Source organism: Paenibacillus nuruki, assembly GCF_963311185.1.
In the GTDB taxonomy this organism is placed as follows: Bacteria; Bacillota; Bacilli; order Paenibacillales; family Paenibacillaceae; genus Saccharibacillus; species Saccharibacillus nuruki.
This window is the reverse complement of record NZ_OY725677.1, coordinates 1,616,857-1,640,587: the sequence shown is the minus strand read 5'-3', so window position 1 is coordinate 1,640,587 and position 23,731 is coordinate 1,616,857. Positions and strand designations below refer to the sequence as shown.

Annotated in this window: 20 protein-coding genes; 6 read left to right on the top strand and 14 right to left on the bottom strand. The window is 40.1% G+C overall.

Annotated elements, in window-relative coordinates; genetic code table 11:
* Positions 1-100: 100 nt before the first annotated feature.
* Complete coding sequence (locus RCP16_RS07320; protein WP_308642016.1) at positions 101-2,839, bottom strand: family 78 glycoside hydrolase catalytic domain; 2,739 nt, start codon at positions 2,837-2,839, stop codon at positions 101-103.
* 162 nt (positions 2,840-3,001) lie between these two features.
* Between RCP16_RS07320 and RCP16_RS07315 the strand changes: the two genes are divergently transcribed.
* Positions 3,002-3,880, top strand: a complete 879-nt coding sequence (locus tag RCP16_RS07315; protein ID WP_308642015.1) for an AraC family transcriptional regulator — start codon at positions 3,002-3,004, stop codon at positions 3,878-3,880.
* On the opposite strand, the gene RCP16_RS07310 is transcribed toward RCP16_RS07315, so the two are convergent.
* Together RCP16_RS07310 and RCP16_RS07305 are read right to left on the bottom strand one after the other, a co-directional pair.
* Positions 3,877-4,935 carry an LLM class flavin-dependent oxidoreductase gene (locus RCP16_RS07310; protein ID WP_273594050.1) on the bottom strand — a complete coding sequence of 353 codons (1,059 nt, stop codon included), beginning with the start codon at positions 4,933-4,935 and terminating at the stop codon, positions 3,877-3,879. The two genes, RCP16_RS07315 and RCP16_RS07310, sit on opposite strands and share 4 nt — an antisense overlap.
* Before the next feature lie 119 nt (positions 4,936-5,054).
* Entirely contained in the window at positions 5,055-6,722 is a 1,668-nt protein-coding gene (locus tag RCP16_RS07305; RefSeq protein ID WP_069328309.1) for a diguanylate cyclase, read from the bottom strand.
* A 299-nt stretch (positions 6,723-7,021) separates the two neighbouring features.
* Here RCP16_RS07305 and coaA point away from each other — a divergent pair, with 299 nt between their 5' ends.
* Positions 7,022-7,951 carry a type I pantothenate kinase gene (gene coaA / locus RCP16_RS07300; protein ID WP_069328308.1) on the top strand — a complete coding sequence of 310 codons (930 nt, stop codon included), beginning with the start codon at positions 7,022-7,024 and terminating at the stop codon, positions 7,949-7,951.
* Positions 7,952-7,984: 33 nt separating this feature from the next.
* Positions 7,985-8,353: a DUF423 domain-containing protein gene (locus RCP16_RS07295; RefSeq protein WP_069328307.1), complete on the top strand. Its 369-nt coding sequence runs from the start codon at positions 7,985-7,987 to the stop codon at positions 8,351-8,353.
* 166 nt (positions 8,354-8,519) lie between these two features.
* On the opposite strand, the gene RCP16_RS07290 is transcribed toward RCP16_RS07295, so the two are convergent.
* The 7 genes from RCP16_RS07290 to RCP16_RS07260 form a co-directional block, all read right to left on the bottom strand.
* Positions 8,520-11,360 carry a chitinase N-terminal domain-containing protein gene (locus tag RCP16_RS07290; protein WP_371748205.1) on the bottom strand — a complete coding sequence of 947 codons (2,841 nt, stop codon included), beginning with the start codon at positions 11,358-11,360 and terminating at the stop codon, positions 8,520-8,522.
* A 316-nt stretch (positions 11,361-11,676) separates the two neighbouring features.
* Complete coding sequence (locus RCP16_RS07285; RefSeq protein ID WP_308642014.1) at positions 11,677-12,789, bottom strand: NADH:flavin oxidoreductase; 1,113 nt, start codon at positions 12,787-12,789, stop codon at positions 11,677-11,679.
* A 196-nt stretch (positions 12,790-12,985) separates the two neighbouring features.
* Entirely contained in the window at positions 12,986-13,999 is a 1,014-nt protein-coding gene (locus tag RCP16_RS07280; RefSeq protein WP_069328304.1) for an AI-2E family transporter, read from the bottom strand.
* 155 nt (positions 14,000-14,154) lie between these two features.
* Positions 14,155-15,207: an aldo/keto reductase gene (locus RCP16_RS07275; RefSeq protein ID WP_137221878.1), complete on the bottom strand. Its 1,053-nt coding sequence runs from the start codon at positions 15,205-15,207 to the stop codon at positions 14,155-14,157.
* Positions 15,208-15,360: 153 nt separating this feature from the next.
* A complete protein-coding gene (locus RCP16_RS07270) occupies positions 15,361-16,158 on the bottom strand; it encodes a helix-turn-helix transcriptional regulator (RefSeq protein WP_308642013.1) in 798 nt (265 codons plus the stop codon).
* A 39-nt stretch (positions 16,159-16,197) separates the two neighbouring features.
* Positions 16,198-17,091, bottom strand: coding sequence for a fumarylacetoacetate hydrolase family protein (locus tag RCP16_RS07265; protein ID WP_308642012.1), 894 nt, complete (start codon positions 17,089-17,091; stop codon positions 16,198-16,200).
* 83 nt (positions 17,092-17,174) lie between these two features.
* On the bottom strand, positions 17,175-17,486 hold the full coding sequence (locus tag RCP16_RS07260; protein ID WP_069328300.1) for an L-rhamnose mutarotase: 312 nt from the start codon (positions 17,484-17,486) through the stop codon (positions 17,175-17,177).
* 280 nt (positions 17,487-17,766) lie between these two features.
* Here RCP16_RS07260 and RCP16_RS07255 point away from each other — a divergent pair, with 280 nt between their 5' ends.
* The 3 genes from RCP16_RS07255 to RCP16_RS07245 are packed head-to-tail and all read left to right on the top strand — an operon-like array spanning position 17,767 to position 20,482.
* Positions 17,767-18,891 carry an ABC transporter ATP-binding protein gene (locus RCP16_RS07255; RefSeq protein WP_069328299.1) on the top strand — a complete coding sequence of 375 codons (1,125 nt, stop codon included), beginning with the start codon at positions 17,767-17,769 and terminating at the stop codon, positions 18,889-18,891.
* Positions 18,891-19,544, top strand: coding sequence for an ABC transporter permease (locus tag RCP16_RS07250; protein WP_069328298.1), 654 nt, complete (start codon positions 18,891-18,893; stop codon positions 19,542-19,544). The genes RCP16_RS07255 and RCP16_RS07250 overlap by 1 nt, the downstream gene beginning before the upstream one ends.
* A gap of 26 nt (positions 19,545-19,570) precedes the next feature.
* Positions 19,571-20,482: a glycine betaine ABC transporter substrate-binding protein gene (locus tag RCP16_RS07245; RefSeq protein ID WP_245703488.1), complete on the top strand. Its 912-nt coding sequence runs from the start codon at positions 19,571-19,573 to the stop codon at positions 20,480-20,482.
* A gap of 71 nt (positions 20,483-20,553) precedes the next feature.
* Here the strand turns inward: RCP16_RS07245 and bshB2 are convergent, their stop codons facing one another.
* From bshB2 to RCP16_RS07225, 4 genes are all read right to left on the bottom strand, one after another.
* Complete coding sequence (gene bshB2, locus RCP16_RS07240; RefSeq protein ID WP_308642011.1) at positions 20,554-21,246, bottom strand: bacillithiol biosynthesis deacetylase BshB2; 693 nt, start codon at positions 21,244-21,246, stop codon at positions 20,554-20,556.
* Positions 21,246-21,590 (bottom strand): YojF family protein, encoded by a 345-nt coding sequence (locus RCP16_RS07235; RefSeq protein ID WP_069328295.1) that lies wholly within the window; start codon positions 21,588-21,590, stop codon positions 21,246-21,248. Before RCP16_RS07235 ends, bshB2 begins: the two co-directional genes overlap by 1 nt.
* A gap of 248 nt (positions 21,591-21,838) precedes the next feature.
* Positions 21,839-23,005, bottom strand: coding sequence for a rhamnogalacturonan acetylesterase (locus RCP16_RS07230; RefSeq protein ID WP_371748204.1), 1,167 nt, complete (start codon positions 23,003-23,005; stop codon positions 21,839-21,841).
* Positions 23,006-23,239: 234 nt separating this feature from the next.
* On the bottom strand, positions 23,240-23,668 hold the full coding sequence (locus RCP16_RS07225) for a universal stress protein (RefSeq protein WP_069328294.1): 429 nt from the start codon (positions 23,666-23,668) through the stop codon (positions 23,240-23,242).
* Positions 23,669-23,731: the final 63 nt, after the last annotated feature.

Below are 23,731 nucleotides of genomic sequence, written 5' to 3'. Positions count from 1 at the left end.
GTATCACCCAGATCATTTTCCAAATGCAAAAAGCCCTGTTAAATGATGTATTAACAGAGCTTTTTGATGTTATTATAAATGGAGAATACATCTGATGTTATCAACTGATAGGCTTCTGGGTATACGTGAAATGATAATGACCAGAACCAATCGTTACAGAAACAGCGCTTTGGATTTCTTGTACAGTCTGAATCCCTTGAACATCCTGTAATAACTGATCATTTTCTTGGATCGAAGATAATAGCGCATTCTCTAAGATAACGTCAGCAGTGGTATTTGGCGGAATAATGACTTCCAGTTGCCGCTTCTCCCCACTTTCTATCCAACTACATAAAATAGTACCGTAAGCAGACTCTAACGTCGCCCGGGCAGAAGTAATCTCTCCTTCTCCATACAACGGATGAATCTTAACTTTCTTGTAAGCTGGAAGACTCTCATCCATATCGAGACCTGCTACATAACGATACAACCATTCTCCTATAGCGCCATAGGCATAATGATTATACGAGTTCATATCATCCGGCCAGAATGAACCGTCTGGCTTAATACTGTCCCAATGTTCCCAGATCGTTGTGGCTCCTTTGGAAAGAGGATATAACCAGGATGGGTATTGTTCTTGGAGTAATAACCTGATCGCTGTATCGTGATACCCATGATCTGACAATGCAAAGCACAGATAAGGTGTGCCTACAAATCCAGTTGTTAAATGATAACCATTTTGGATCACTAAACGATTCAACTCAAAAGCAGTACGTTGTTGATCATGTTCATCTAGCAAATCAAACATTAAGGCGAGAGCATGTGCAGTCTGTGTCGGTGCAGCTAAACGTCCGGCAGGCGTTACAAATTCATGACGGTACGCTTGAATAATCTGCTGAAGACGTTCGCTGTACAATTGTTCATCTTCTACTTCTCCCAACACGACAGCCGTATCACGTACAATCCGTGTAGAATAAGCAAAATAGGAAGTCGCTACCAGATCCGTAGGCGTTGATCCCATATAACTATTTTCTTTAGCATCCAATGCTAACCAATCTCCAAAATGAAATCCTGTATTCCATAGATGCTGATTATCGCCTTGATTGTAAATATAGTCGACCCATGCCTTCATACTTCTATATTGTTCTTGCAATAACTTCTTATCTCCATAATGCAAATACATAACCCACGGACAGATAACAGCCGCATCGCCCCATGCCGCTGAACCAGGCAGTTCTGTATCCCCTTTCTCCTCGTCTAACACACTTAGCACATCAGGCACAACAAACGGTACGCTACCATTGGAGCGCTGATCTGCACTAAGATCACGTAACCATTTCTGGAAAAAAGGTGCGATATTATAATTGTAAGCTGCTGTACGTATAAATACCTGTGCATCACCTGTCCAGCCTAAGCGCTCATCTCGTTGTGGGCAATCGGTAGGCACATCCAGAAAATTTCCTCGCTGCCCCCAGACAATATTGTTTTGCAACTGATTGATTAGCGGATGAGAACATTCAAATGAACCAGCAATAGGCATATCTGAATGCATCACTTCTCCAGTGAACACCTCCAGTAATTGCCGATTAGTGAGATGATCCAGTCCTTCGACTTGAACATAACGAAATCCTTGAAACGAAAAACGAGGAGCATGACTGATCTGACGATCTTGTGTATCATCAGCTATATAATGAACCGCCTGCTTGGCAGTTCGCAAGTTTCCTCGATAAAAGTTCCCTTGTTGATCTAGAATTTCAGCATGATATAAGGTATATGATGCGCCAGTAGGTAATACACCTGTAAAACGTACTCGTCCTACCATATTCTGCCCCATATCCAATACCGTTTCTCCAGCAGGTGTATGTATAACGTCTACAGGAGTCAACACTTCAGTCACTCGAACAGCCCAATTTTCTTGAGCAATCAGATGATGATAAGGTAATTTTAATACCTTCACTTTGGGCCACTCTGAAGCATCAAATAACGGTTGATCCCAACCTTGCTGTTCTAAGGAAGCATCATAATGTTCTCCATCGTAAATAGAAGCTAGTGTAATAGGACTGGGTGCACTTTGCCATGATGTATCTGTACCTATGATTATTTCTTGTCCATCCTCATACCGAAGATGAAGCTGTAACAATAACGCTTTATGTTCTCCGTAATGCTGACGCTGATTCTCCCAACCGAGACGACCGCTATACCATCCATCGGCTAGACTTACCCCTATCGCATTGTCTCCCATGTGCAGATATGCTGTCACATCATAAGTCTGATACTGATGACGATGGTTATAACTTGTCCATCCCGGTGTAAACCATTCATTTCCTACACGTGTCCCATTGATCATCAGCTCATATAATCCAGCCGCTGTGGCATAGATACGTGCAGAGATCGGTTGACTGGGTAGATCCAATGACTTGCGTAGCTGAAAAACAGATTCGGGTTGCACATTATGCCATTCTTGCTCAGACGTAATCCACTCTGCTTGCCACTCTGACTGATCAAAGAAAGCCGTCTCCCACCATTGAATAGCACTCCATGCTGACGTTCTTTCCGATTGATCTTGAACTTGGACACGATAATAATAACGTGTTTGAGATTGTAAAGGTGAGCCTGCATACTGAACGTGAATCGATTGATCGCTTTTCACATGGCCAGAATCCCAACAGAGTTGTTGCCAGTTCTGGATATCTTGCGATACCTGTATCCGATAACTAGTTTGTACAGTGGCTCGCTGATCCGATTGAATGATCCAGCTAAATTGAGGATGAGATTGATCGCTACCTAACCATTCGTTACGATATTCGCATTGCAGTTGTATCACTTCTAATCCACTAGGTTGTAACAGAGTATCTTTCATTCGACCCACGCTCCTTCTATCCTAAGATATATACATCTATGAGATGATCTTTTCTTGAGATGAATTCCTTTTTATCATACGATAGTTGTAAGCGTTTAACATGTTGTATTCGGACATCATTAGATGGTGAATCAGACATCAGAAAGGACGGAATAACATCTTATGACAATCAAACGCAGAATAGATACGCTGATAGGTGACTACTTTTTCAACAAAGAAATTCCGATTTATATCAATCGAGTCGCAGAATCATATGAACTGCATGAACATATTCATGATTTTTTAGAATTAAATTATGTAAGTGAAGGTACAGGAAGTCATGTCATTAATGGCGTGACCTCTTCTGTCAAAAAAGGAGATCTATTTCTTCTGCCGATGGGCATCTCTCATGTATATCGCCCTTCCACAGCCAGTGATGCCGATCCGTTGATTGTATACAATTGTGTGGTTGATGCGGATTCGCTATTAGAGGTGTTGTCTACTTATCCGGGAAGTGAAGTGATTAAGCCTTTATTGCAAGAAAAGCAATATCGTTACTATGATGATCGCTGGCAACAATTTCAGCGTTTATTCGAGCAAGTGTACGAAGAATATCAGCGAGGTCGTGAAGGTTGGGTGATATCGGTCTATACCTATGTTATTCAGATTTTGATTCATTTACAGCGCTTGGATACAGAAGCTCAATTACGGATACAACCCTCCTCTTCAGGATGGGAAGATATAGTGCATGAACTTCATACTAATTATACCGGGTCTATTACTGTATCGGAGATGGCGGCAAAAATGAAAGTCAGTGTTCGTCAGCTTCATCGCTTATTTGTTAAGCATACTGGAGCATCAATGTCTCATTATGTACAGAAGATACGTATTCAAGCAGCTTGTGATTTGTTGCGAACTACAGATCTGTTGATTAGTGAGGTCAGCGAGCAGGTTGGGTATCATGATGTATCTTATTTTCATGCTTTATTCAAAAGAAAAACCGGCTCTGCTCCGAAAGCATATCGCCGGTTAGTTCGTTCTAGGAGTTTAGAAAATGATTAACTATTTACAGTATTACGAATCTGAGCCACTTCGCTAATAATTTCATAAGAGCGTAGTCTAGCCTGATGATCGTACAACATACCTGTTACAATCAATTCATCTGCACCTGTATCTGCAATATATTGTGTTAATTGTTGTTTTACTTTTTCAGGGCCACCTTTGATCGTAGAGCGTAGTTGTTGCTCCACTGCATCTTTTTCATAAGGTGTCCATTTGCTAGACATATCTGTAGGCGGTTGAACTTGACCTGTTTTGCCACGAATAATATTCAAGAATTGCTGTTGCATCGTGGTACCTAACCATTCTGCTTCTTCATCGGTATCGGCAGCAATTGCATTGACACCCACCATAGCATATGGTTTGTCCAAAATAGCAGATGGTTCAAAATGATGACGATAGACAGCTAATGCACGCTGTGTATAATCTGGTGAGAAATGACCTGCAAAAGCAAACGGTAATCCTTTTTGACCGGCTAATTGAGCACTAAAATCACTAGAACCTAACAACCAGATCGGAATATTTAAGCCTTCGCCGGGTACAGCACGAATCGGTGCGTGATAAGAAGTCGCTGATGCATCAAAAAAGGAAGTTAATTCTTGTAACAATTCAGGGAAATCTTCTCCACTGTCCAATTGACGGCGTAATGCAAGTGTTGTACGACGGTCACTACCTGGCGCACGTCCAAGCCCTAGATCAATCCGACCTGGATACATCGATTCCAAAGTACCGAATTGCTCTGCAATCACAAGTGGCGCATGGTTTGGAAGCATGATTCCACCAGAACCGACACGAATAGTTGAAGTTCCTGCGGCTAAATAGCCAATAACTACTGAAGTTGCTGAACTCGCAATCCCGGGCATATTATGATGCTCGGCAACCCAGTACCGATTGTAGCCCCATTTTTCAGCATGTTGTGCCATATCTAGACTGTTTTTAAAAGCTTCGCCTGCGGTTGATCCTGCTGTAATAGGCGCAAGGTCAAGTACAGATATTGGTATATTTCCTAATGTATTAGTAGAATGTGATGAATCTGAATGTTGGTGTTGTTCAGACATAATGAATACCTCCTTCTTGTTAATTATGGATGGTCTTATGGATTCACTATCTCTATAGTATACACCTAATTGTTATTAATTATAAGTTATTTATTAAAAATAACTAAATATCTTCTCAATCATTCTATATTTTTGGATATATCTTCGCCACAAATGACCTGATTACGACCTGCCTTTTTCGCTTCATACAAATAATGATCAGCGATAGCGAGCAATTCTGAACTCGATTGAGCGTGATCAGTAATCGTCGCAATACCGATACTGGCTGTCACTGGTAAGTTACCTGTGATCGGGCTCCAATCTGCTGAACGAATCGCTTCACATAACATATTTGCATACACACGTCCTTGCTTAAGATCCGTTTCCGGGAAGACGGCTACAAATTCTTCCCCACCAATTCGGGCTACAGCTCCAAGCGATGGAATCGTCAAAGAGAGTATCTTAGCGACATGAACAAGTACAATATCGCCAACTTCATGAGACAATGTATCATTGATTAATTTGAAAAAATCCAGATCGATCATCGCTACGGTTAGAGGTTGATTGAGTACAATGCACCGTTCTAGCAATTTGTTCATATGCACATCCATAAAACGGCGATTATGCAATCCTGTCAACGGATCACGCAGTGCCATTTCTTTGAAATACTCACTATCTCGCTTCGCTTCTTCAGCATCGTACACAATCTGCAATATCCGTGCTCTGGTCTCGCGCTGTGTAGAACGTAACGTTTCGTTTTCTTTGAAAAACATACGATGTTCTTCATAAGCTTCTTGATAGCGATTGGAAGCGGCATACCATTCTGAACGTTCCAAACGTACTTTGACACTAAGACGACCCAGCCCGTGTTCTTCTGAAATATGAGCAGCTTCATTTAACGTTTTCTCAGCTTCATGCAACTTCCCTTGTAGACGTTGGGCTTTGGCAACCGTTAATAGACATTCGGGCAATGTAGCCAGTTCACCTAATTTGCGTCTACCTACTGGCTCATCTAACAAAGGTTTTAACGTTTTTTCAGCTTCTTCTGGACGACCGGCTTGAATTTCAATAACAGCGATTGTATCTAATTGTTGCGCTTCTAAAGGTACTTTATGTTTAACACTGAGTTCACGCATTTGATCAATTAATTTGAGTGTCTCAGGAATATTTTCACGTTCATAATGCGTATACGCCATATTATTGAGAACGAACATCGATATCTGAAAATCATTAGTATTGGTAGCGATCTCTAGCACTTCTTGAAAACGATGTACTGAATCTTCGTATGCGCCTACTTCATCTAACGTTAACGCCAGTGTCATTAGATGGTCGGCACGGATCGGCAAAGAAGCATCTTCTGGCAAATATTTAAAACCAATTACAGCATTTTCCAGAGCACTCTCGCTATCTCCGATACGTCTATAAAAAGCAGCTAATAAGCGATGACTACGTGCTAATAAATAATGATGATTATGATCAAGTGCCCATTTATTAATCGTACGGATTTTGCGTCCACCTTCTGCAATTTTACCTTGTCTGCCCATAATATCTGCATGAATGAGTTGAGTACGAATAATCAAATCTTCAACATTAAGCGACTTAGCAATTTCCAGACTCTTGCGAACTTCATAGACCGAAAGATTAACATTACGATAAGGCATCATTTCAAGCGTTTCTAATAGTGTGGCAAAAGACTCAGGAGTATGCACAATAGATGCATCGCTCAATAAGGATTTGGTATGCAATTCACGATTAAATATAGCTTTGTCCTGATCGGAAGATTGTGAGTATTCATATTTTTCGGACAAAATATTTCCTCCTTATAGCCCGTCATCATGAGATCATTATGCATAGGGTTTTATAAACTCAACAATGTAATACTTATATTACCATTATGTATATCTAGAAAGAATAGTGTCTTGTCTACCTTATGCTATTCCAGATACAAGAAGCAAGATTGATGTTAGCTATTTGTAAGGATAATCAGCAATATTAGCTTAACACCAGTATTTAGAAGGTCAATAGCGATGCAAATTAAACCTTTAGAGGTTTTTCATTGTAAAGTTTGGTACACTAGAAATAAAAAATTCTCAGAAAGTGAGAGCACATGAAACGATATTCGCCATACATCGAGTTTGATCGTAAGGAATGGGCTTCCTTAAAAGATCACGATACACCACTATCTTTGACCGAGGTTGAATTAGAAAAACTACGTGGATTAAATGAACAGGTCTCTCTCCAGGAAGTGGAAGAGGTCTATTTACCGCTGACTCATCTGATTCATCTTTACGTGGGTGCTTCTCAACAGCTCCACCAACTAACGACTTCTTTTTTACAGAAAAAAGCCCGTAAAACGCCTTACATTATTGGGATTGCTGGTAGTGTCGCTGTAGGCAAAAGTACCACAGCACGCTTGATCCAGACCTTGCTTACCCGCTGGGACACGCATCGCAAAGTCGATCTGGTGACCACAGATGGTTTTCTGTATCCGAATGCGGTTCTTGAAGAGAATGGGATTATGAATCGGAAAGGATTCCCTGAAAGTTACGATATTAAGCGCTTAATTCAGTTTATTGGAGAAGTGAAATCTGGTAAACCGAAAGTAAAAGCACCTAAGTATTCACATCTAACTTATGATATTCTGCCGGATGAGGAAAGTGTCATCGACCATCCTGATATTTTGATTGTTGAAGGAATCAATGTTTTGCAGGTGAAAAAAGACAGTCCGCTATTCGTGAGCGACTTCTTCGACTTCTCGATCTTTATTGATGCAGAAGAGAAAAATATTGCTCGTTGGTATGTAGAGCGCTTCCAATTGTTACGCCAGACTGCTTTTCAGAATCCAGACTCTTATTTCCATTCTCGATTTGCAGATTTGTCTGAAGAAGAAGCTTTAGTGGTTGCTAACCATACATGGGAATCAATCAACGCCAAAAATCTACATGAAAATATCCTTCCTACCAAAGGACGCGCACAGCTGATTTTGAAAAAGGAAGCCAATCATACGATTCAAAATATCTATTTACGCAAATTATAAATAAAGGCATAGTTACGACTGGAGATGAATGAGATGCAAACGATACTGATTATAGGTTGTATGATGATGGTTTTAGCGGTCGCATTGGGGGCTTTTGGCGCTCATGCCCTTAAGAAAAAGCTAAACGCAGATATGATGAAAGTATACGAGACAGGTGTACAATACCATATTGCGCATGGATTAGGTATGTTAGTGATAGGGACACTCGGACATAATCTCACCCATTCTTCGCTGGCTGTAACCGCAGGTTGGTTGCTGTTTGTGGGAATTATTTTATTTTCAGGAAGCTTATATGTACTTAGCTTTACCGGTGTTCGGAAATTAGGTGCGATTACTCCTCTCGGTGGTCTTGCTTTTATCGCTGGATGGATCGTATTGTTAGTTGCTGTTATGCAAGGGTAAGGATTTCTCACTATCGTGGATGAATTGATACAATCTACTTGAAGATGACTTTCCACAATCTCCAAAAAATAAAGCCTTGAACTTCGATACGGTTATGCGATATGCATACCGTTGAAGTTCAAGGCTTTTTTGTACATCATATTTGCTTCATACAGCTAAAGTGCGATTATTGAGTAACTTTTACAGTGATGGCTTCGCTTTTCGTAACGCCAGAAGCATTGACCAATTCAGCCACATACTCATACGTACCTACTGGACGATCTGTGATACCACTAATGGCATGTTGCGCTTGAGGTGAACCTTCTTTTAGAGATTGAGTATCGATCAATTTACCATTTTCATATAAACGATATTCTGATCCATTCGTTCCCCACCATAGGTTCATACTCACTTGATAGTTACCGTCTCCATCCCAGTTATCATTCGATAACACGGACTTGGCAGGAGAAGCATCGGTTACGTTAACCACCAAAGGTTGGCTTTTCGTTGTACCGAATGAATTGGTTAATTCTAAAGTATACGTATACGAACCATTTACTTTACCTTTGATATCAGCTTGTACTACTTGTGCATTAGGTGATTGATCGGCAAGCTTTCCACTGCTGATCACCTGATCATTTTCATACAATTTATACGTAGAACCGTTATTGCCCCACCACATATTCATTGTAACTGTATAATTACCATCTTTAATTCCTGTGTCATGCCCATTATTGTCAGATAATACAGGTGTTCCTGGTACATCTGTTGCTAATGGATCTGTCACAACTGGTGGTTCTGTAGGATCTGTTGGGTTGGTAGGATCAGTAGGTGTTGTTGCCACAGATGTAATATCTGCCGCACTTCTTGGCTTCAATTGGAATACACCTTTGAAAATAGTAGCTACTCCAGTGATATCTACAAACTGTCCATTTTGATAAGCAAAGTTCGCTTGTGTTAAGCCTGTACGTGCGTCTACACGTGCATGTGTAGTTGCAGGTTGATCACCATATACATTGCTTGTTACATCAAATTCGAAAGAACCTGTAGGTGTAGCCGCAGCGATATTGCTGATCTGTACATTTTTCAATTGTACCAATTGTCCTTGATTATACGTGTCTACAGCTACTGCTGTTTTTGCTGTCGGCAATGATGCAGTGCCTGTTTTTTCAATACTTACCGGATCAGTCAATTCAAGCTCTGTATTGTACAAAGCTAATGGAGCTGTGACTTTGATAACATCTCCTTGATGAAATCCAGCTTGATTCTGGTAAACATAAATACCTGCTGTGTTATCTTGCAAATAAAAAGCTTGTCCACCAAAAGCACCTGGCTCTGTCGTTACAACACCTTCAATTGTAACCACTTTACCTTCTGCTTGAGTACGAGCATTCGCTACGGTTGTTAATGCCGGTGCTGGTTGTACCCCACCATTTTCCGCTGGCAAAGGTTCAGCAGGCACATTTGCAATCGTTACCGGAGTGGTTACTAGATTGCTACCATTCAGTCTTACACGTAGACTTGCTGTTCCTGTTGTGCCCGGCTTCACGCGGACCGTAATGTCTTTGTAAGCATGACCTTTGCTATCTGCGGTCAAACTGTACGTTGAGCTGTATCCATAAGAAGTAGGCCATGTACCATCAGGATTCTGTACTTGCCCTACTTGTGTACCTCCTGTTAAGAAAATACCGCTACTGTAACCTGTGACTGTACTATTTGCTGCTAGGTTGTCGGCGACAATACGAATTTGGAAAGGTTCAGCATTTGGCAACTCTGCTTGATGTACAAGACTATAAGTTGGCGATGTTACTGATACTGCACTGCCATAAGCACCTGGCTTAAATGTGGAAGCATCCCACCATTTGTATCCAGCTGCTGGAGCTGACCAAGGTTCTGCTTGAGGTTCAGTTGATGTCTGTGGAGCCTCGATTGGCAATAATGTCGTCGGTTGATCCAATTGCAGACCTTCTACTTGATCAAAGCTTGTATAGGTTTCTTTATCGGATAGCCAGTTGATCGTATTCACAAGCAATACGCCATCATCTACTTCTTTAAATCCATCATACGTTGTTTTTTTAGTGCCTGTTTCTTCACGTAGATATTTCGGAGAAGCATCTTCTACAGGTGAAGAATCACCGATAAATGCTGCTTTACCTCCTCCTAATTTGGAGACTGCTACATAAGGGCCTTCCGCAACACCGCCACCATTGTATACCCCTTGATCGACAGCATTACCCCACGCTGCATTCGTTTCTGGCAAGTAAACAATTCCTTTAGCTTTGGCTGGATCTGTAATAGCAAGTGTAGAACCGGCATGCATCGCTACACTACCTACACCTTCTGTAATTCCAAAAGCTTGATTCGGTGCAACCACTTGGTTAGCATTAATATCTCCTAAAGCGTTATAACGATAACGAATCCCGAAGTTATCAGATAACCAATCAGAGCTTGCTACTCCTTGCATCGCCGCAGAATTTTTCTCTTCTGTGCTCATGCCTTTCGTTGGATCTTCCCAAGCGCCACGACGGAAACCATTGATTGCTTCTGATCCGTCCCAACGATTTTTGTTACGATCGGCATTATAATGATCACCTACGAAGAAAATACTGCCACCGCTTTCAACATATTGTTTCATCGCAGCTTGTTCTGTTGTTTTGAACGGAACGTTAGGTTCTGCGATAACAAATACATCGTATTCACTCAAGTCACTGTATGTGATTGGTGTACTTTTGCGAAGTTCTTTCACATAGTAACCATCATTTGCGAGTGCATTTGCAAAATCTGAAAATCCGCCGTCGATTACCCAATCGGCTGCCCCTGCTGTCTGAGCATGACTGTTATCGAACAATACTTTTTTACCTGCATTCTCGTTAACCACTTTGGCTGCGATAAAAGGTGCTGGATCTGTAGGTCCTTCAGCATGAACTGCTGTTAATCCACCAAGCAAGCCTGTTTGCATTGGTAAAGCAATTGCCACCATTAGAGCATACTTCACCCAGCTTGATTTTATTCCACTACGTGTTACCATGTTTTGCCTCCTATGTACTGAAAGAATAGATATCTAACTCATATTATCATGGAAATATATTCAAAAGTAAGCTATTTTGTAAAAAAAGCAAAATAATTGGGTAATATTTTATTTTATTTTTACATTTTGAGGCAGTTAAGTTTACATTACTTTCATAAATTCAGCTCAAATCACCAAAATAGATCATTATATCGGTAACATGTATACAAATACCTGATTTATGATCAAAAAAAGAGCAACCCTTATGAAAAGGTTGCTCTTCTTAATTTATATGGTTTGATTTTGTTACCTGTTTATTTAATTTGATACCTTCAGTTTAGCGTAAAGATTTCAGATCTTCTTGATCAAATGTTTTGATATCATCTGTACGTTGCTCGTGCAATTTGGTAGCCCATGCTGCATCACCGATCAATGCACGACCGACAGCCACTAGATCAAATTCCCCTGCATTTAATTTCGCATCCAATTCTTCAAGACGGATACTTTCAGAGACATCTTCAGTCTTATTGCTTAAGAATACCTGATTAAGTCCTACAGAACCAACTGTGATTGTTGGTTTGCCTGTGATTTTTTTCGTCCAACCGGCAAGGTTAAGATCAGAACCTTCAAATTCAGGTTCCCAGAAGCGACGTGTAGAGCAATGGAAAATATCTACACCAGCTTCAGACAACGGTTGTAAAAATTGAGTCAATTCTTCGGCTGTCTCGACAAGACGAGCATCATAATGATTCATTTTCCATTGTGAAAAGCGGAATACGATCGGATAATCAGGCCCTACAGCAGCACGACAAGCTTTAACCACTTCAACGCCAAAACGTGTACGTGCTACAAGATCGCCACCATACTCATCGGTACGTTGATTCGTTTGTGACCAGAAGAACTGATCGATTAAGTAACCATGTGCTCCATGAAGTTCTATACCATCAAAGCCTACTCGTTTGGCATCCGTAGCGGCTTGAGCATACGCTTGAATGACTTCTTGAATCTCTTCTGTTGTCAACGGCTCATTTACTTTCTCACCGTTAATATCAAGACCGGATGGGCCGATCGGCCCAGCTTCTACATTCGGTAATGAACCGACTGGGCGAGCCATACCAACATGCCAGATTTGAGGCATGATTTTGCCACCAACTTCGTGTACTTGTCTAACCACTTCTGCCCAACCATTCAAAGCTTCTTCGCCATGAAAAACAGGGATATCTGGAGAAGAGACAGCAGCAGGATGATTGATCGCTGTACCTTCTGTAATAATCAATGCGACTTCATTTTCAGCACGACGTCTATAATACGTCGCTACATCTGCTCCAGGTACACCATTAGGTGAAAAATTACGTGTCATCGGAGCCATAACGATCCGATTGGACAATTCTAGCTGTGGTGTATGAAAAGGAGTAAATAGTTCTGATGTTTTTGGTGAATTGACGCTCATATAAAATCCCTCCAAATATGAATAATTGTATACCTAAGTAGATCGATATGTTTATAAGGATATCATGTGCGATAATGAAAAGCCAATCGTAAATGTAAAATTTTTGTAAAAGCAAAAAACGTTTATACTCCATACAGGCAGCATAAACGTTTCAAATAGACTGTGATCACAATAGTCTTTTATAACTAACGATCCATTAGACACTGCCTTTTTTCTTACGAGTAACCCCGATCAAATCAAGGAAAAAGACAAATAACGGAATACCGATAATCAATCCCCATGGACCGATAAAGTGTTCAGAAAAAATAAGAACCACAAAAGTATAAAAAACAGGTAGATTGGTTTTACTGGACATTAATTTGGGATTTAAGAAATAAGCTTCAATCGCATGAATCACTACAACCAGAATCAGCAGATAGACAATGTACTTCACTCCACCGATACTGAAAGCAATCAATCCTAGCGGAACAAGCGATATAAATACACCTGCAACCGGTATTAAGCCTAACATAAAGATAATCAAAGCCAGACCTAATAAATTCGGGAAGCCCATGAACCAGAGCGCGATAATCGTAATAATACAGTTGATCAATGAAATCAATAATTGAGCTTCAATGACTTTACCAAACGTATCTAAAAACATTTTGCCGAAATAACCGACTTCTTTAAAAAACCAACCTAACTTACTTTCTTGAAAAGAAGACGTAAAACGTGTAATGTGCGCACGATCCAATAAGAAAAATAAGCTAAGCAATAATGCTATAAGTAACTGAGAACCTAATTTGCTAATTTTTAAAATAACATTAAAGCCGGGTTCGATAAAACGCTGTACATTTAACGTATTCAAAAAGTTAATAATGTACGGGTTCCATTCACTTTCGTGAGGGTGCCGATAGGCTTCAATAATCATTTCGTATAACTGAGTGACCTGCATAATCACTGTAGGCACCATTCGGTACACGCCCCAGGCAATAACAGCCAGCAAGATCAGATACACTAAAGGTAAAACAAAAAAGCGTGAAACATTAGGAATGAACGTTTGAAATAACTTCATAAGCCCATCATACATACTACCGATTAGAATCGTCAGCAGTAATGTAAGTAAAATAATATTCATCATACTTTGCATAGCAAAAATCACCAGAACAAGAATCGCAAGCACGATAATGCGCCGGATTCCATCGTGGTTAATCCATTCCCTTACCTTCATTCATAGACCTCATCTCTATTTATGTCCGCTCCTGTTATCATAACGTTTTTCTGCTTTCTTGTCATCGTAGCAACAAAAGGCAAAACATCATACACATAAAAAAAGGAACCCACAAGTATATTACCTTGGGATTCCTTTTTTCAGTGTAATGTATATCACGAACGGGTATGACGCACCTGTTGTAATTGTTCTATTCTTGCTTGACTCCACATATCTATCATCCAGCCTGGATATTCACTAGGAATCTGACTGATCTTATCGAGTGTCTGTAATTCTTCTTCAGAAAATACAATATCGATGGCGCCTAGATTATCTTCTAACTGATGCATCTTCTTCGTGCCAATAATGACGCTGGTCACTGCACGTTGATGTAACAGCCATGCTAGAGCAAGTTGAGCTACCGAGGCTTCTTTTTGATTAGCCATTTCGATCAAAGTATCAATAATATCATACGCACGGTCTTTATCTACAGGCGGGAAATCAAAATCATTGCGTCGACTGCCTTCAGAATTTTGCTGATCACGTGTAAATTTACCGCTTAATAAACCTCCTGCAAGTGGACTCCATACGAGCAATCCCATATCGTTATGACTATGTAGCATCGGGATAATCTCACGTTCCAGCTCACGACCTGCAAGTGTATAATACGCTTGTGTAGAAACAAATTTTTCAAGTCGATGCTGATTCGAAATGCCGATCGCTTGAGCGATTTGCCATGCTGCCCAGTTGGATACACCAATATAGCGAACTAATCCTTGTCGTACAAGGTCAGTTAAAGCTTGTAGCGATTCTTCTATCGAAGTAGCAGGATCGAATCCATGAAGTTGATACAGATCAATATGATCCATTTGTAAACGTTCCAGACTATTTTGGACACCATCCATAATATGATTGCGAGAAGAACCTTTCTGATTAGGAGAAGATCCCATGACACCGAACACTTTCGTAGCGACAACCACTTCTTCTCGTTTGACGCCTAAGTTGCGTAGCGCTTGTCCAGTAATTCTTTCTGAATTGCCTTCAGAGTAAATATCTGCGGTATCAATAAAGTTAATTCCTGCTTCCAACGCACGTGCTAGTAAAGTATCTGCTTCTTCTTGCTGTACTTTACCAACGATATCAAAATTTTCTCCGCCTCCGAACGTCATTGTGCCAAAGCATAATTCAGATACAAATAGCCCGCTTGGACCTAATTGATTATAGTGCATCTATCGTTCCTCCTGTTCAATCTATACAATATAGTGTGGTTACTTTCTATATCCTATTCCATATGTATAGGTTCAACCACAGTACAGTTATGCTAGTAAAAAAACTAACAGGCAGCATGTGAGCTACCTGTTAGTTTAGGAACATAATATTCATTATGAGGAGACGGGTGAATAGATACACATATGATAATTGGGACTGTTGTCGAGTGTCGCCATTGAATTAGAGTCGAAAGTAACTATCTGTTGGGCACTAGGCATATGAATGTGTAAAAGACATGCTTTTTGAAGTTGAACATGATGCAAATTCCATATTGCTTCAAATTCAGGGCTATCCCTACATAAACGTTGTACAAATTCTCTGAAAAAAAGATTTTCAGGATGGCGATTGTAATAGCTACGATAGACAGCGACACAACTAATCGTATACTCTTCCAAGTTCACGATCCGACTCCGAAATTCTTCGTTTAGAAAGACTAACCTCATAAAAAACCGTTCTTCAGGTAACATTGCGTCTAGATTGGAAAATAATTCATTGGCTGCTGGATTCCAAAAAATAAACTCTGACATATGATTCGTAATAATGGATGGGGAATGAAGTTGATTCAGAATATGTTGCCAATGCGGGCTTATGGTAGAGACATTTGCAATCGTCTCAGGCTCATTCGGATTCCAGAGCTGAAGCAAATGTACTCTTTCATCAGGATTCAATTGTAGCGCTCTGGCTATATTTTCAATCACATCGCGTGAAGCAGTCACATCTCTTCCCTGTTCTAACCACGTATAATACGTAGCACTTACACCAGCAAGTACAGCCACTTCTTCCCGTCGCAATCCCGGTGTTCTACGTTGACCGTAAGAATGACTGAACCCTGCTTGTTCAGGTTGTAATTGATTCCGACGGGATTTGAGAAACGTTCCTAGCGTTCTCAGTTTGGTATTTTCTTGGATCATAGCGATCCCCTCCTGTGCCTTCCAAAATATCGTTTGATTCTATTTAGCCGATACAAATGTATTCGTTAATCTGCCTAGCTTTTCAATTTCAATTGTAACTTCGTCACCAGACTTTAACCAGACTCGTTCTTCTTCTGGTTTGCCCAAAATCACGCCTTCGGGTGTACCCGTCAAAATAATATCACCCGGATTAAGCGTCATATGCTGAGAAAGATAATGAATAATATAACGACAATCAAAAATCATATCAGATGTATTGGAATGTTGGACTTGTTCTCCATTTAGATAGGCACTGATCTGGAGCTGGTTGGGATCGCCAACTTCATCAGCTGTAACCAGATAAGGACCAATCGGTGCAAAATCGGGACATGTTTTGCCTAGTAACCATTGACTGGTCAGCATCTGTAGATCACGTGCAGAGACATCATTAGCGGCGCAATAACCAAATACATAATCTAAAGCCTCTTCTGTACTCACCTGACTCGCTTGCTGACCGATTACTATACATAGCTCTGCTTCGTAATCGACTTGTGTGCTGGCTTGTGGGAGCGTTACAGATTGTAGATGACCTGCTACCACATCAGAGAATTTGCTAAAAACAACAGGTGTTTGCGGAATCGGTGCCTTTGTTTCTTCTGCATGACGGCGATAATTAAGACCAATACAGATCAGCTTACCGGGGCTTGGTATTACAGGCAACCATTCGATATCTTGTTCAGCAATCGCTTGAGCTAAAAGTTCAGTGGTGTGTTGTTCTAAGATGTGTTGAAGCTGTGTATGTAATCCATGTTGAGACCAGAGATCGTCCATGTGTACAGGAAGGATTAACGAGGAATCGACAAAAGGTTGTAAAGCAGACATAGGTACAATCACATCATCTAATGCGATACCTATGTGTTGCTGTTGTTGATAACTAAAATGAACATATTTCATATCAGAACACCTCCAACACTAATCATGACAGGCTGAAGGTGTTCTTTCAACTATTCTCTAATAGGATATTACTAGAAATAAGATTAATTATGGTAATGAAATACTTCAGGAATGACTTCAGATGTGGTTCCTTGCGGATTAGCAATCAACATATCTGACATAAAAGTCTGCCAGCGCTGATTAGCAGGATGCACAGCTAGTTGATCCATCGCTGATTGATAGTGATCTACTTCCATATAGGCAAATAGAGTGCCTTCATGCAAAAAAATACTATACGTGTGAATCCCTACTTCTCCAAACGCTTGCAACAATTCTGGATAAACCGCTTGATGGCGTTCAATATACTCTTTTTGATCTTTCGGATCAATATGTAAAACAAAAGAAACGCGTTCCATCTTCAACATCCTTCCTTTTATTTGTTCGATAGATTCACTTTAAATTGTAAGCGTTATACCTCAAATAATCAAAAGACTTCTTCATCTTTTTTTAGACATTTTTCGACCGTTTTCATACAATTATGACTTTGTATATTGTTTCAAATGTATAAATTAGGTCTAAATACATGGAGCTCAATCAATTGTTATACGCATGATGAACCTAACTCTTTTTTAGAGTCATTATTGAAATGTCAATGGTTGTACATACCAAAATAAAATAGATAAAGGAGTACAAGTTATGATTAAATTCGAAAATGTAAGCAAAACGTACCCCGATGGTTTTCAAGCCGTCAAGTCACTTAATTTTGAAATAAAAGATGGGGAATTTTTGGTGTTTATCGGCCCTAGCGGATGTGGTAAAACGACTACGATGAAAATGATTAACCGCCTAGTCTCTCATACAGGAGGTACTTTATCTGTAGATGGCAAAGATATCAAAAAGCAAGATCCTGTGAAATTACGCCGTACGATGGGCTATGTGATTCAGCAAGCAGGACTGTTTCCTCATTACACGATTGAACAAAATATTGCTCTAATGCCTGAACTTAAAGGCTGGGATGAGAAGAAGAAAAAAGATAGAGTGATTGAAATGCTCAACTTGGTAGGTCTGGATCCTGAACTATTTGCCAAGCGTTATCCTAAAGAATTATCAGGTGGACAGCAACAACGTGTCGGTGTAGCCCGTGCTCTAGCCGCTGACCCTGATATTGTGCTGATGGACGAGCCTTTTGGAGCACTTGATCCTATTACACGTGAGCAATTGCAAGATGAGTTATTACGTCTACAACGTGATTTGAAAAAAACGATCGTTTTCGTTACGCATGATATGGATGAAGCTTTGAAATTAGGCGATCGAATCGCAGTTATGAAAGATGGCGAGTTATTGCAACTGGATACGCCTGATATGTTACTACGCGAACCTTCTCATGGTTTTGTAGAAGAATTTATAGGTAAAAATAGATTGTATCAAAATCCTGAGTATATTCCGGTTACCGATCTGATGCGTAAAGATCCTTCCACTTCTCTTCCAGATCGTAGCCCGGGTAAAGCTATTACCTTTATGCGCCAACGCAAAACAGATACGTTATTGATTACCGATACACAAGGTATATTGCTAGGGATTGTATCTGCCTATGATGTATTGGCTAATATCGATACAGTAGCTACGATAGGCGAAATTATAAAGCCTGTCACACATATGTTAAAACCAACAGATACCGCGCAAGATGCTTTGCTAAATGTCGTTGAAGCGAAAAACGGTATTCTACCTGTTGTCGATGAACAAGGAAAATTAGTAGGTATAGTGACTCGTGGAACTTTGCTGACCATGTTTGCTAATCACTGGGCTGGAGGCGAAGTATAATGGAAAACATATCTTTGTGGGAGCAATTTATCCGTCAATTTAACCTTCGTGGTCCAGAACTGATTGGAGCAACAGGGGTTCATATCAAATTAGTATTAATATCGATGTTGATTGCTATTGTTATCGGGGTACCGGCAGGTATTCTAGTCGCACGTGTGAAAGGATTACGCACACCCATTATTGGAGTTGCTAGTATTTTGCAGACGATTCCGGGACTGGCTCTACTGGGCTTTATGATTCCGATCTTCGGTATCGGTACGATTACAGCCGTAGCTGCATTGTTCTTATATTCTCTGCTACCTGTGATTCGTAATACATTTACAGGGATCAAAGATGTCGATCCAGCTATTATTGAAGCCGCCAAAGGTATGGGTCTAACCAGCCGTCAAATATTGTTCCGTGTTCAGCTTCCACTCGCATTATCTGTGATTATGGCGGGAATTCGGACAGCAACTGTTATTAATGTAGGTACAGCAACGTTAGCTGCTTTTATAGGCGCTGGTGGTTTAGGTGACTTTATCTTCCTTGGAATTACTCGTAATATTGATGCCCTTATTCTATTAGGTGCTATTCCTGCAGCTATCCTTGCATTGGTATTTGATTACTTGCTTGGGTTGGTAGAACGTTGGACAACACCACGAGGATTGAAATAAGGAATCTGAACGCAGGAGGAATGATGATGAAGCGAAACAAACGCTGGATAACGTTATTGATATGTATAGTGACGATCACAAGTCTGCTCACAACAGCTTGTAGCAGTTCATCCGCTACAGAGGGTACAACTGGCGGTGAAATTACCATTGGCTCCAAAAACTTTACCGAAAACATTATATTAGCTTATCTAATGGCAGATATGATTGAAAATCGTACCGGTATCAAAGTCAACCGTAAAGTCAATCTAGGTGGATCAAGTGTTGCCTGGACCGCTCTTCAAAATAACAATATTCAATTGTATCCTGAATACACAGGAACGATTGTTGCCAACTATTATCAACAAGAAACTACCAATTCTAAAGAAACATTAGCAAGCGCTAAACGATTGATGAAAAAAGATAATTTGCAATTTATTGCTCCTTTTGGATTCAGTAATACGTATTCTCTAGCGGTTAACCAAGAAACCGCACAAAAGTATAACTTAAAAACATTCAGTGATCTAGCCAAAGTATCGCCTAATCTTGAATTAGCGTCAGAATTTGAATTTACCGATCGTGCAGATACGTATCCTGGATTGAAGAAGAAGTACAATATGATCTTCAAAGATGTTAGAGGTATGGATCAAGGTATTAAGTACCGTTTGATCGGACAACATGATACTGATGTGGTGAGTGTCTATTCTACTGATGGTCAGATCAAGCTTAATAATCTATTTGTACTCAAAGACGACAAGCACTTTTTCCCGCCTTATGATGCAGGCGTAGCTGTTCGTTCAGAGACACTTAAAAAATATCCAGCGATCAAAAAAGCTTTGGATGCATTACAAGGTCAAATCAATGAACAAGAAATGCAGATTATGAATGCCAAAGTCGATCAAGGTTACCGTGAAGATGATGTTGCTCATGAGTTCCTGATCTCTAAAGGATTAATTAAATAATCACAATAAAAAGCCGCCCTACCCTTCTGATGTGAAGGAATAGGGCGGCTTTTTTTATAACAACATACGTCTTAAACAGAATGTGTCCAGAAACGTTCTTTACCAAAACGTTCTTTGATTTCTTTATCTTTTAATTTGTTCTGACCTAGCATTTCTACCGCTTGAAATTGCGAGCGATGGGCTTGGATCGATTTCATTTTATTTTCTAAAAAGTCGCTGACATCATTCTCAATATCAGGTTGACCTAATTCAGCATAGCAGTTTTTGGAAAATGCCATTGTATGCAGTAATGGACGTTCGCTTTGAGGCAGACGTTCTACAGCACGTACAACAGCGGCTCCTGTCGCATCATGATCAGGGTGAACGCTATATCCTGGAGAGAAAGTAACGATCAAGAATGGCTTGAGTTCAACGATTAGATCGTAAATAGTACCATCTAATACTTCTTTAACTTCAAACTCGATCGTTTTATCATGGAAACCGAGCATGCGTAAATCTTGAATGCCTATCGCTTCTGCAGATTTTTCCAACTCACCTTTACGAATCGTAGGCAGACCAATTCGGTTAGTAAATGGTGGAATCCCCATATTACGTCCCATTTCGCCAAGTGTGAGGCAAGCATAAGTCACTTGTCCTCCTTGTGCAATATGCTTCGCTAGTGTACCTGATAAACTGAATGCTTCATCATCAGGATGTGGCAATACGACAAGGATACGAGAATCAGCAGGAATTAGAGAAAATGTAGTTTTTTTATTATTGTCCATTAGAAAGGCTCCTTACTGAGTTGCAAAGCAACTACTAATTTACCTTGCGTATCATGACCAGCTAGAATCAGACGCTCTTGTTCGGTTTCTTCATAATGAGTAAGTCCTTCTGAATAAACCCAACCTTTTTCTGTTTTAAGTCCAACACGATATGGACCTTCGCCAGAAATAGAACCATGAATATAGCGTAATGTCGCATTACTGATAAAAGTAGCGGCTGGATGCTTGGTACTATCCAAATGAGCGGCATAGGCTCCAGTGGTCATTTCCAAATGAATATACAAATCTTGATCTTGTAGATCATCGATTCGTTGTTGAATCAAAGTTGGTTCGATAAGTAACATAATATATCCTCCATCAGGTCTGACCTTCTATAGCAGAAGATCGGATTAAGTTATTCATACAATGAAAAAGCTCAACGTATATAGTCTACCTTTCACAGTCGAGCATAGCAATACTTAAGGTATTATACTATAGTTTCTTTAGTTATGTATGAACATAATAAATCATCATATATGAAAAAAGCTTCTCCCTATATAAGCGAAGAAGCTTTGGATATACAGAAGTACCACTTTCATTCCTCGTTCAACGATTAATATAACCCTTGGGCTTTCATATTTTCAACAACAATACGAGCAAGCTGGGTGGCTCCAGCATAATTAGGATGTAATGTATCACCGTTCATATACAATGCTAATGTAGCATTTGCCCCGATCGAAGTGAAATAAGCAGAACTGAGTACATTTAGATCGATCAACGGAACATTGGTTTCTTGAGCCACTGCTATCGTTGCTCCGCGGTACCAACGACCTTCTGCATGATGGACACCTGCACTATCAAAATCAGTTGCTCTGCCTTGAGGTGTAGATAGAATAACTGTAGCACCTTTGGCTTTCACTTGATTCACCATATCTCGCATAATATCTTTGAATTGTGCTTCTGTCGTATTATTTTTGACATTCGTATCATTGATACCCAGTTGCACAATAAAGTAATCGCCCGGCTTAATGTATTTCAAAATGGCTTCCAGTTGTCCATCATCACGGAATCCACGCGCAATTTGTCCACCGGATGCCATATTGCGTACGAGATAATCGTTCTTGTTAATAAATTGAGGTAACATCTGTCCCCATCCACCTTGTACACTGCTAGTCAAAGGATAATAATTTGCTACTGTGGAGTCGCCACCTACGTAGATCGTTGGATGAGTGGTCGGATTGGTCGATACTTGTGTAATTTCAAGTGCGCTTAATGTAAAGGCAGCCCCTGCTTTGCCTTCTGTGACTAATAAGTTAAGCTGACCATCGGTAATCGGAATCTGGAATTGATCGGTCGCATTGTTTCCCGTCATATTAATCAGCTGATATACCCCTTCTGCGGCTACACTAGAACGTGTGGTGTTACCGAGTGTCACTTTCACTTCATACAATCCATTAGGTAGATCAACGTTAAAAGTATTACTACTTTTCGTTCCAAAGGTGACAAATTGTACTGCATCACTAGCTACACCTGTCCCTGAAGCAGATACATTTTTGATATTGGCTGGCGTGTTAAATCCATAGCCTGTTGAAGCATTATAAGCGGTCGAAGCTTGTACGCCTGTATATCCAGAAGTCACTGCACCACTACCAAAATCGAATTTGTAAGCGGTTGCAGAAGCATCTACAGAAGAAGATGTTCCCCACGATGTACTTAATAACCCTCCGATCAACATCATACAGCTGATTTTGCCCCATTTGTTAAGTAATTTGCTGTTCATGATTTGTCCTCCTTCAAAATGTTAACGTTTTCATTTCACTTTGTAACTATTCGCTTTGTACGATATTTTATCCTTTATCTGGATCAAAATATCATTTATAGAAATGTAGAAATAGTCTGTATAAGAATATCGATCCACTAATTGATCATGAATATAGACGCCTACAAAAACACCCAATACCCTTCTCTAACTTAGAGAAAAGATATTGGGTGCTCTACACGTTATTTGATTCGTTTATTTCACAATCATAACAGGAGATTTGGCGCGCTGTGTTACATAATGACTAACACTACCCATTACAAATTCACTCACAGTACCTAGCCCACGACTACCCATAATAATCAGATCTGCTTCAATGCTGTCTGCATACTTAACGATACTTTTACCCGCACTGCCTTGAATCACTGTGGCTTGAGCATTAGGGATGGTGGAGATCAATTGACGTAGATTAAGGCGTACATCCTCTTCTTCATGGTCAAAATAAGATTCTAGTTCATGTGTAGGAATCACTAACGGTTGTTGCAAAATCTCTGTAGACGTTGAATCTACATACAATACTTCAATCTGAGCTTTTAGTTCTGTTCCAAGACCAATCGCTTTCTCTAACGCTTTTTGAGAATGTTCTGATCCATCGTAAGGAACTAGAATGTGTGATAATGACATCGTTAACGCCTCCTTTTGGAATAGTACAGATAATACATACACAACAACCTTGTTCAGTCTACT